We start from the raw sequence: 8,479 nt of genomic DNA, 5'->3' as shown, positions 1-8,479 counted from the left end.
GCGCGGGCTGGCAGTGGCAAGGCGCACCGCTGGGGTCGTGAGTGGCGTTTCGGGTTAGAACCCGAAACGCCACTCACGACCAACCCGACCCACGCGCTCCGGCACCCTGGTCGCCCCTATGCCTCTGGAGCGAGCTTCCCGCTCACCAGGAACTCCTGGTACTTCTCCAGATAGGGCGCGATGTCGATGTTCTTCCGCGCCAGCCACTCGTCGTCGTAGTACGTGTTCGCGTACCGCTCGCCGCCGTCGCACAGCAGCGTGACGATACTGCCCGCCTGCCCTTCCGAGATCATCCGCGAGATCAGGGTGAACGCGCCGAAGAGGTTCGTCCCGGTCGAGCCGCCCGCCCAGTGCCCGGTCCGCTCGCGCAGCACGCGGATGGCCGCCAGCGAACCGGCGTCCGGCACCTGGAACATCTCGTCGATCACGCCGGGCACGAACGACGGCTCGACGCGCGGCCGCCCGATCCCCTCGATCCGCGACGGCATCCCGGTCGCGTAGTCGAGCGCACCGGTTTCCCAGGCGCCGAAGAACGACGAGTTCTCCGGGTCGACGACGGCGATCTTCGTGGTGTGCCGCTTGTAGCGCACGTAGCGGCCGAAGGTCGCGCTCGTGCCGCCGGTCCCGGCGCCGACCACGATCCACGTCGGCACGGGGTGCCGCTCGGACTGCATCTGCGCGTACACCGATTCGGCGATGTTGTTGTTCCCGCGCCAGTCCGTCGCGCGCTCGGCGTAGGTGAACTGGTCGAGGTAGTGGCCGTTGCACTCCGAAGCGAGCCTCTCGGCCTCCGGGTACATGTCCGGCGCCCGGTCGACGTAGTGGCACTCGCCGCCGTAGAACTCGATGAGCGCGATCTTCTCCGGCGAGGTGCTGCGCGGCACCACGGTGATGAACCGCAGCCCGAGCATCCGCGCGAAGTAGGCCTCCGAAACCGCCGTCGAGCCGCTGGACGCCTCGACGAGCACGGTGTCCTGCCCGATCTGGCCGTTCACCAGGCCGTACAGGAACAGCGAACGCGCGAGCCGGTGCTTGAGCGAGCCGGTCGGGTGGACGGACTCGTCCTTCAAGTACAGGTCGATGCCCCAGTCGGCGGGCAGCGGGAAGACGTGCAGGTGCGTGTCGGCACTGCGGTTCGCGTCGGCCTCGATGATGCGGACGGCTTCGCGGACCCAGCTGCGGCTGTGGAGCCTGCTCACGCTGCCCCGTCCGCCCGGTCGCCGCGGAGCTGGGAGCGCAGGTCGGCACGAGCGCGAGCGCGCTTCTCGTTGCGGCGGGCGAGCCCGGCCGTCACGCGCGCGTTCAGCGGGCGGAACAGCAGCAGGCCCAGCGGCAGACCCACGACGAGGCCGATCAGCAGCGAGACCAGCAACGGGACGTTGACCAGCAGCAACCCGCCGGCGATGACCCCGACCAGGACGAACCTGGCCAGCACGTACAGCGTCAAGTCACGGGGCAGGTGATTATCGCTCACATCAACGGAGGCTACGCGTTGCCGTTCTGCACGTCGTCCAGGCCCGCGTTGTTGGGCCGCCCTTCGAAGCGGGTGGAGAGCACGACGGTGGTGTTCGTCCGGCCGACGCCGGGGATCCGCCGCAGCCGGTTGAGCGACCGCTCCAGATCGTCGACGGTCGCCACGCGCACCTTGACCACGAAGGCCTCGTCACCCGCGACGGCGTAGCAGCTTTCGACCTCGTCCAGTGCCCCCAGCGCGGCCGCGACGTCTTCTTCGGTCGCGGTGTCGGTCGGGTGGATGCCGACCAGCGCCGTCACCCCGAGTCCGACCGTGCTGGGATCGACCATGGCGTGGTAGCCGGTGATCACGCCGGCGGCCTCGAGTTTGCCGACCCGCTCGTGCACTGATGAAGCCGAGAGCCCGACAGACCGGCCGAGGTCGGCGTAGGTAGCCCGGCCGTTCTCCCGCAATGCCGCGATGATCTTCCGATCCACCTGGTCCACCGCTACACCTTAGGTCCCATGGCCCGATTCGCATGACCAGGGCGCGTTTTCGTACATCCGTGACAAGACCGCGGGGTCCGGCCGTACATGTCGCGGTTGTCGGTTTTGACCTTTAAGGGCTCTTTACTGTTGGACAACCGTTCGAGTACCTGACGGGTGAGATGCAACGATTGCCGTGTTGGCTACCCGAGCTCGACGGACACAAGGCCTCTCTCGGTTTTGGCAGTAGAGCCGGTTTAGCAGTTGAGCCGTGAAGGAGGCGGAAAATGACCGCGACCATGGGCGGAAGGTTGCTCACCCCCGGTGAAGTGGCGGCCCTGTTCCGGGTTGACCCCAAGACCGTGACCCGATGGGCGACCGCGGGCCGGATCGGCTCGATCCGCACGCCCGGCGGGCACCGCCGGTTCCGTGAGGCCGAAGTGAACGAGCTCCTCGCCGAGCTGACCACCGACGCCAGCGAGCCCGCCCGCAAGGTCTGACCTCGCATTACTCCCAAACGGGACTCCGGTGACGAAGGGTTCGTAATGGCCCTTCGTCACATTGGGGTATCCATGAGTCCCCCCGCGCGCGGCAAAGAGGCTAGCCTCGTGGGACTGAGCAACGTCCTCCACGCGGAAAGGGACCGAGCATGATCTATTTGCTCGCGGCCATCGGAGCGCTCACCGTCGCCGTGGTGTTGTGGCGCGCGTTCGGGATCGAGCGTGTCGGGGTGCCCTCGCCGCGGCCGACACTGGCCCCGGACGACGACCCCGACTTCCTGCGCAAGCTCGGAGAGCAGCAGCGCAAAGGTAAAGACGAGGACAAAGACTAGGGCTGGACCTGCCGGTACTGCTGGCCTCCGAAACCGTCGGCGACGGTGGCGGCCAGTTCCAGCAGCGCGAGCCGGGTGTCGGCGTCGAGCCGGTCCAGTTCGATCTCGGCGCCCTCTTCCAGGTGCGGATCGAACGGGATGCGGCAGACCGAACGGACCCGCGCGCCGAAGTGCGCGGAGAGCTTGTCGAGGTCGACGGAGCCGCCCTTCGGCCGCACCGAGTTGATCACCGCGACGGACCGTTTGACCAGGTCACCGTAGCCGTGCGCCTCCAGCCAGTCGAGCGTGGCCGAGGCACTGCGCGCGCCGTCCACGGACCCTGACGAGACCACCACCAGCGCGTCCGCGACGTCCAGGACGCCCTTCATCGCCGAGTGCATCAAACCGGTCCCGCAGTCGGTGAGCACGATGTTGTAGAAGTGCTCCAGCAGGTTGACCGTGCGCCGGTAGTCGTCCTCGGAGAACGCCTCCGAAACCGCCGGGTCCTGCTCGCTGGCGAGGATCTCCAGCCTGCTCCCGCCCTGCGAGGTGTACGAGCGGACGTCGCTGTACCTGGTGATCTTGTCCGCGTCCCGCAGCAGGTGCCGGACGGTCGCGGTGGTCTCGATCGGGATCTTCTGCGACAGCGTCCCGCGGTCCGGGTTCGCGTCGACGGCGACGACCCGGTCACCACGAAGCGACGCGAACGTCGAGCCCAGCGTGGTGGTCGTGGTGGTCTTGCCGACGCCGCCCTTGAGGCTCAGCATCGCGATCTTGTAGCACCCGCGCAGCGGCTGGTTGATCTGCGCGATCAGTTCACGCTTGCGGGTGTCGGCCGGGCTTTCGCCCGGGTTGAGGAGCTTGCCGGTACCCACGTAGACCGCCTTGCGCCAGCCCGACTGCGGCTTGCGCTTCTGCGGCTTGACCAGGCTCGCGGTGGCGAGCTCGTCCGGGAGCGCGTGCCTGCCTTGCGGCTGCGGAAGCCCCGGCACCCCGGGCTGCTGGACGGCCTGCGGAGGCGGCGCGTACTGCTGCTGCTGCTGAGGCTGAGGCGGGTACTGAACGGCCTGCTGCGGCGCCTGCTGCTGAGGCTGAAGCGGGGGCAGGTTCTGGTCGTAGGCCTGCTGGTACTGCCCCTGCGACGGCTGCGGCAACGGCGGCTGCTGCTGGGCGGGCTGCTGCGGGTACTGCGCCTGCGGCGGGTACTGGGGCTGGACGACCTGAGTCGGCTCGGCCTCGAAGCCGCTCGCGGGCGGGTGAGGCGCCGAGTCCGTCCTGTCCTCGGAGAACAACTCCGAGGGCTGGGCGCTCTCGGTGGGTTCGGGGTGGCCAGGAGCCGATTCTTCATTGGGTCCGGTCACCGCTGAATTCCTCCTCCGCGCACGTCTTTCCCCATTACCTCAGTATTGACGGTAGTCGGCTCGCGTGCAGCGGCGACGGTCAGCCCCCGGCGTAGGAGTGCAGGCCCGACGTCACCAGGTTCACGAAGAACATGTTGAAGATCGTCGCGGAGAAGCCGACGATGTTGATGATCGCGGCCCGCTTCCCGCGCCAGCCGGCGGTGGCCCGGGAGTGGAGGTACGCCGCGTAGACGACCCACGCCACGAACGCGACGGTCTCCTTGGGGTCCCAGCCCCAGAACCGGCCCCACGCCGCCTCGGCCCACACCGCGCCGCAGAGCACGCCGAAGGTGAAGATCGGGAAGGCGAAGATGGTGGTCCGGTAGGCGATGCGGTCGAGCACGTCCGCGGCGGGCAGCTTCGGACCGAACTTGGCGAACTTCGCCGGGTTGTCGTCGTGGGCGGCGCGGAAGAGGTAAAGGACGCTCGCGACACCTGGCACCAGGAAGACACCCGAGCCGATGATCGCCGCGGAAACGTGGATGATCAGCCAGTACGACTGCAGCGCGGGCTGCACCGGCGCGGCCGTCGTGTACAGCATGGTGCCGTTGACGAACATCAGGATCACGACCGGCAGCAGCAGGAAGCCGGTGAGGTGGCGGACCGGGAACTTCCGCATGATGACGATCCAGGTCACCACGGCGATGAAGGTCGTGGCCATGCCGTACTCGTAGAGGTTGCCCCACGGCGCGCGGTTCACGGCGAGGCCGCGCAACACGATCGCGGACAGGTGGAGCAGCGCGGCGAGCACCAGCAGCGCGGCGCCCATGCGGCCGATGCGTTCGGGGCGGCCGATCTCGCGCGAGGGCTCGACGGGCGTCCCGTAAGCCGGCGGCGTCGACGGCGGACCGCCCGCGCCGACCAGTTCGCGGGAGCGCTGCATGCTGCGTTCGGCCGCCAGGCGGCCCTTCGCCCCGAAACCCTGCTCGATGAGGGCGAACATCAGCGCGATGACGTAGATCGCCGCCGCGGTGGTGTAGGAGTAGTCGCTGTACTGGGACAGCGTCTCGTTGATCGGCATGACCTCTAGTTGCCTCTCTGCCCCTGGACCAGCTTGTCGCCGATCCGCTGGAACTCTTCGCCATAGCCCGCTTGATCGGTGCGCGCCAGCCCGGCGACCTCGATCACGGTACCTGTCCCGCCCTCACGCGCCGGGATCACCCGGACCCAGACCCGGCGCCGCTTGACCAGCAACGATCCCGCCAGCCCGATCAGCATCGCGACCGCGCAGACCAGCACCCAGCCCTGCACGGGATCGTGCGAGACCTGGATGGCGACCCATTCCTGGACGCCGTCGAAGCGGACCTTCGTGCCGTCGTCCAGCACGGTCTCCTGGCCCTGGTCCAGGTTTTGCCGGGTGAGCTTCTTGAGCCTGCCGTCCTCGACGAGCGACTGGTCGATCTGGAAGATCGACTGCCCGCGGCCGGCGTCGAGGCCGAGGTCGCCGCGGTAGATGTCGACGGCCACCGCCGGCTTGCTCGCCTCGGGCCGCGACGACGTCAGCACGTTGCCGTGCAGGAACGCGGTCGGGGCGAGCAGTCCGGTGATCGCGAGCTGCCGGGTGCGGCGTTCGATCGGGTCGGCGATGCCGGGCTGGTCGATCTTCGTCGCGCCTTCGGAGAGCTTCGTCGGCTCGTCGGCGGGACGCCAAGGCGTGATGTTGGTGCGCACGGTGCCGTCCGGGAAGGTCACCGTGAACTTCGGGGAGTAGCCGAAGTTCAGCAGATAGACGCGGTCGCCCGCGGTGCGCAGCGGCGAGTTGACCTCGAGTCCGTACGGCTTCCACGCGCCGGTCTGCAGGTCTTCGCCGGACTGGTACTCCATGTTGGAGTGGTAGTAGTTCGCCTGTCCGGCCTCGGTGTAGCGCGCCTCGAAGTCCTTCAGGCGGATACAGAAGGGGTTCAGGTCGGTGCCGTCGACGCGAAGTCCCGCGTTGAAGGTGTCGTAACCGAGGATCCCGGAGTTGCACCACTGGCTGTTGTCGGCCTGGACGATGACCTGGCCTTCGTAGCCGAAGAGTTTGCCCAGCGCGAAGAAGATGATCAGGCCGAGCATGCCGAAGTGGAAGACGAGGTTGCCGGTCTCGCGGAGGTACCCGCGTTCGGCGGAGATGCTTCGGGCTCCGTCGGCCTCTTCGTGCTCCACGCGGCGCCAGCCCTTGAGCAGCGAGTGCGTGTCCTTGATGACCGCTTCGGGAGTCCGATCGGTCGTGGTGGACAGGTGATGCGGCATCCGCGCGAGCTTGCGCGGCGTGAGCACCGGCTTGGCGCGCATCGCCTTCGCGTAGTCGAGACTGCGCGGCGCGAGGCAGCCGATGAGCGAGACCATCAGCAGGATGTAGATCGCCGAGAACCACACGCTGCCGTAGACCTCGAAGAACTGCGTGCGGTCGAGCAGTTCGCCCCACCAGCCGTGCGCGGCGATGTACTCGTCGGTCTTGGCGACGTTGAGGTTCCGCTGCGGCAGCAGGGCGCCGGGCATCGCGGCGAGCGCGAGCAGGAACAGCAGCACCAGCGCGGTGCGCATCGAAGTCAGCCCGCGCCAAGTGTTGCGCAGGAAGGCGAGGACCCGCTTCAGCGGCGTCTGGCGGTATTCGGTGGTCACAAGGGCAGCCTGAGGTCGGTCACGAGGGTGTCTCTGATCCAGCCGGTCATGTCGCCCCACAGTCCGGTCACCAGCAGGATGCCGACGATCATCAGCAGGGCGCCGCCGAAGACCTGCACCTGACGGCCGTGGCGGCGCAGCCAGTCGGTGGCGCGGACGGCCCAGCGGGCGCCGAACGCGATGAGGAGGAACGGCAGGCCGAGGCCGAGGCAGTAGACCAGGATCAGCACGTAACCGCGCGCCGCCGCCCCGCCGGTGGCGCTGGCCATGGAGATGACCGCGGACAGCGTCGGCCCGATGCACGGCGTCCAGCCGAGCCCGAACACCGCGCCGAGCACCGGCGCGCCCCAGAGGCCGCCGCGCGGCACGTGGTGCGAACGGAACTCGCGCTGAAGACCGGGGATCCAGCCGAGGAAGACGAGCGCCATGGCGATCGTCAGCACGCCGCCGAGGCGCTGGAGGAGGTCCATGTTCACCGCGACGGCATCGGCGATCCAGACCAGCGTCCCCAGCGTCACGACGAAGACGACGGTGAACCCGAGCACGAACAGCGCCGCCGCACCGACGACGGCGTAGCGGCCCTTCTTGCGCGCCTCGTCGGCGCTGACCGCGGGGGCGTCCGCGCCGACCAGCGCCGCCAGGTACGCGAGATACCCGGGCACCAACGGCACGACGCACGGGGACGCGAAGGAGATCGTCCCGGCCAGCAGCGCGACACCCGCAGCGAGCAGCAGCGGCCCGGTGAGGGCCAGCTCGGTAACGGAGTTCACTCGGCTGAGCGTAGGCAGTGTGGTCGGAGTTAAAACGCCGGGGCTGGCCCAACGGGACCTACGTCGCACCCGGTCAGGACGTTGGTCCCGTCTCCCTTCCCGCGTTTCGTCCTCTAGTTGCGGTACTTGCACGCGTAAGGACCGCAACTAGAGGACTACTTGAGGGTGTCGGGCGGCGTCAGCGGGATGGTGGGGAACGCGGGCGCGGCGTCCACGGGCTTGGGACGGCGGTCCCGGAACACCCAGCCGCCGATCAGGCCGCCGAGGAAGCCGAAGAGGTGCGCCTGCCAGCTCACGCCCGCGTCCTGCGGGAACAGGTTCGTGAACTGGTACGCGAAGCACAACGCCATGACCAGGCCGATCACGATGTCAATCTTGTGCCGGTCGAAGATCCCGCGCACGAGCACGTACCCGAAGTACCCCATCACCAGCCCGCTCGCGCCGACGCCGATCGTGCCGGAGTCGTGCAGAGCCCACGCGCCGAGGCCGCTCGTCACCGCGATCAGGACCGTGACGCTGAGGAACTTCTTCACCCCGCGATACGCCGCGAGGAACCCGAAGATGAACAGGGGCCCGGAGTTGAACTCGATGTGCCCCCAGCTGGCATGCATGAGCGGCGCGGTGAGCACGGTGGGCAGCGAGCTGATCTCCCGCGCCCGTGTCCCGTATTCGAGGGCGAGCGCGTAGCCGTCGATGGCGTTGTAGATCTGGATCAGCCAGAGGACCACGAGCACGCCGACCATGACGAAGAGGGCCTTCTTGGCCTCCGCGATCATGGCTTCGGCGTCACGCTGACCTGCTCTGGGCACATCTCCAGCAGTCGTCATGTTCCTTCTCCCCAGTTCAGAGCCGCCCTACGCGGCAGACGAGGAGGATAACCAGCCGCCGCGGTTTTTTCTCTCCTTTTTGTGGTTTTTTTTTTCAAGAACACCAAACCAAAAGAAAAAAAAAAGGGG

General features: G+C 68.0%; 10 protein-coding genes. 2 read left to right on the top strand and 8 right to left on the bottom strand.

The window, feature by feature from the left end:
- Positions 1-116: 116 nt before the first annotated feature.
- The 3 genes from cds1 to ACZ5IK_RS07905 are packed head-to-tail and all read right to left on the bottom strand — an operon-like array spanning position 117 to position 1,959.
- Positions 117-1,199 carry an L-cysteine desulfhydrase Cds1 gene (cds1, locus tag ACZ5IK_RS07915; RefSeq protein ID WP_410606009.1) on the bottom strand — a complete coding sequence of 361 codons (1,083 nt, stop codon included), beginning with the start codon at positions 1,197-1,199 and terminating at the stop codon, positions 117-119.
- A complete protein-coding gene (locus ACZ5IK_RS07910) occupies positions 1,196-1,474 on the bottom strand; it encodes a DUF4229 domain-containing protein (protein WP_465487067.1) in 279 nt (92 codons plus the stop codon). The genes cds1 and ACZ5IK_RS07910 overlap by 4 nt, the downstream gene beginning before the upstream one ends.
- Before the next feature lie 11 nt (positions 1,475-1,485).
- The gene (locus ACZ5IK_RS07905; protein ID WP_410606010.1) at positions 1,486-1,959 is read right to left on the bottom strand and encodes an Lrp/AsnC family transcriptional regulator; all 474 of its coding nucleotides are present in this window, start codon (positions 1,957-1,959) and stop codon (positions 1,486-1,488) included.
- A 266-nt stretch (positions 1,960-2,225) separates the two neighbouring features.
- Here ACZ5IK_RS07905 and ACZ5IK_RS07900 point away from each other — a divergent pair, with 266 nt between their 5' ends.
- Both ACZ5IK_RS07900 and ACZ5IK_RS07895 read left to right on the top strand, forming a co-directional pair.
- Complete coding sequence (locus ACZ5IK_RS07900; protein ID WP_005151795.1) at positions 2,226-2,438, top strand: BldC family transcriptional regulator; 213 nt, start codon at positions 2,226-2,228, stop codon at positions 2,436-2,438.
- Between the two features lie 149 nt (positions 2,439-2,587).
- Positions 2,588-2,770 (top strand): hypothetical protein, encoded by a 183-nt coding sequence (locus ACZ5IK_RS07895; protein ID WP_101612031.1) that lies wholly within the window; start codon positions 2,588-2,590, stop codon positions 2,768-2,770.
- Here the strand turns inward: ACZ5IK_RS07895 and ACZ5IK_RS07890 are convergent.
- The 5 genes from ACZ5IK_RS07890 to ACZ5IK_RS07870 all read right to left on the bottom strand — a co-directional run bounded on the left by ACZ5IK_RS07890 (position 2,767) and on the right by ACZ5IK_RS07870 (position 8,350).
- Positions 2,767-4,110 (bottom strand): MinD/ParA family ATP-binding protein, encoded by a 1,344-nt coding sequence (locus tag ACZ5IK_RS07890; RefSeq protein ID WP_465487066.1) that lies wholly within the window; start codon positions 4,108-4,110, stop codon positions 2,767-2,769. The two genes, ACZ5IK_RS07895 and ACZ5IK_RS07890, sit on opposite strands and share 4 nt — an antisense overlap.
- Positions 4,111-4,189: 79 nt before the next feature.
- Positions 4,190-5,170 carry a c-type cytochrome biogenesis protein CcsB gene (gene ccsB, locus ACZ5IK_RS07885; protein WP_465487065.1) on the bottom strand — a complete coding sequence of 327 codons (981 nt, stop codon included), beginning with the start codon at positions 5,168-5,170 and terminating at the stop codon, positions 4,190-4,192.
- A gap of 5 nt (positions 5,171-5,175) precedes the next feature.
- Positions 5,176-6,675: a cytochrome c biogenesis protein ResB gene (gene resB / locus ACZ5IK_RS07880; protein ID WP_465487249.1), complete on the bottom strand. Its 1,500-nt coding sequence runs from the start codon at positions 6,673-6,675 to the stop codon at positions 5,176-5,178.
- A gap of 74 nt (positions 6,676-6,749) precedes the next feature.
- Positions 6,750-7,523, bottom strand: coding sequence for a cytochrome c biogenesis CcdA family protein (locus tag ACZ5IK_RS07875; protein ID WP_465487064.1), 774 nt, complete (start codon positions 7,521-7,523; stop codon positions 6,750-6,752).
- 155 nt (positions 7,524-7,678) lie between these two features.
- The gene (locus tag ACZ5IK_RS07870) at positions 7,679-8,350 is read right to left on the bottom strand and encodes a rhomboid family intramembrane serine protease (protein WP_101612027.1); all 672 of its coding nucleotides are present in this window, start codon (positions 8,348-8,350) and stop codon (positions 7,679-7,681) included.
- Positions 8,351-8,479 lie beyond the last annotated feature (129 nt).

Source organism: Amycolatopsis sp. NPDC031561 (assembly GCF_055580625.1).
Note: the sequence above shows the minus strand (reverse complement) of the source record. Positions and strands in the feature narration are given on the sequence as shown.